At 27.4% G+C, this 1,410-nt stretch carries 3 protein-coding genes; all 3 read right to left on the bottom strand.

What is annotated here, in order from left to right:
• Positions 1-346 (bottom strand): mechanosensitive ion channel family protein (locus OU788_RS12280; RefSeq protein ID WP_446751495.1); only part of this gene is annotated, 346 nt, incomplete at its 3' end.
• 53 nt (positions 347-399) lie between these two features.
• On the bottom strand, positions 400-900 hold the full coding sequence (locus tag OU788_RS12275) for a Dps family protein (RefSeq protein ID WP_274635431.1): 501 nt from the start codon (positions 898-900) through the stop codon (positions 400-402).
• Positions 901-1,073: 173 nt separating this feature from the next.
• On the bottom strand, positions 1,074-1,410 hold a 337-nt coding region (locus OU788_RS12270; RefSeq protein WP_274635430.1), incomplete at its 5' end, for a hypothetical protein.

Below are 1,410 nucleotides of genomic sequence, written 5' to 3'. Positions count from 1 at the left end.
TTTCTCCAACATCTTTAAAAGCAAAACCTAAAATAACAGCTGATGCACCTGCTGCTGTTAATAAACCGGTTGCTATACTACCTAATCCTGCTATTTTTAACCCCAACATTAAAACCAGAGTAATTAACCCTATTTTAATAGTTTTACTTAAAAAATTTGTCATTAAAGGATCATGAGTTTTTTTAGATATCGTTTTTCTAAAAAGCGATGAAATAAAATTTGCTAACAAAATACCTAAAGCAATTATAATTATTGCGATTATAATACCGGGTATTTGAGACACAAACTCATTCCAATACTCTTCAGTTGCTGTTTTGATTTTATTTATAGTGTTATTAAAGTTCATTTATTGTTTTTAATGTTATTACTTAGTATTGCTAGAAATTAGATTTACATAAATTACATTACAAAGTCTTCTTTTAACTGTTCTACGGTGCTTTTTGTCCATGCGCTTAACATCCAGCTAGTTTTTTCTAAAGAAGCGATATAACCACCTATTAAATCGATTGTACCTTCATCACCAGCTTCTTCTGCTTTTTTAATTACGGTAGACATTTGAGTTAATAATGTTTTATGATCATCTAATAAAATATATACCATGTCAGAATCTGTTTGAAAAGGACTTTCTTCTGATATTGTAGCTATTTTTAAATACCTGCTGTATCTACTTATTGGGTGATATTGTAAGGTTAAAATACGTTCTGCAATTTCATCAATCTTACTTCTTGCGTCAACGTACATTTCTTCAAATTTTTCATGTAACTCAAAGAAATTTTTCCCGACAATATTCCAGTGAAAGTTTCTTAGTTTTTGATAATATACATGGTAATCTGCTAACAATTGATTTAACTCTTTTGCTACAGGTAATATGTTTTCGCTCTGCATATTTAAATAATTCATTATTTTATATGTTTTTTAGGTTAATAATAAGTTTATTACAAAATTAATTTATGTATACAGTGTTGTTTTGCTCTATCAATTTTGATGTTTGCTCATTTCAAAAAATTAAAAGGAATTGTATAAAAAAAGAGATGAATTAATTCACCTCTTTTTGTTTATCGATTTCTTAAATATTACATTTTAACTGTTTCGAAAATTGCATATTCAAGCTTGTTAGTTTCTTTATTTCTATACTCAATAATAAAATCACCGTATTTATTAAAGTATCCTACTCCGTTAAACTCATCACCTTGTACTACATAAAAATCGTTATTAATCGATCTATAAGCTCTGGCTGAAGTAACGTCTTCGTTATTAACTTTGCGGGTAATTAATAAATCTTTTTGATCAATTAAAAAACCATATTGTTTACCTTTATATTTAAAGTAATTTACTTTAGTTTTTGAATCGTAAAATGGATCTTTATCGATATCAACCATAATTGTTTTTTCAACTGCAACAGGTGTTTCG

The sequence above is a fragment of the Tenacibaculum sp. L6 genome (assembly GCF_028823685.1).
In the GTDB taxonomy this organism is placed as follows: domain Bacteria; phylum Bacteroidota; class Bacteroidia; order Flavobacteriales; family Flavobacteriaceae; genus Polaribacter.
Note: the sequence above shows the minus strand (reverse complement) of the source record. Positions and strands in the feature narration are given on the sequence as shown.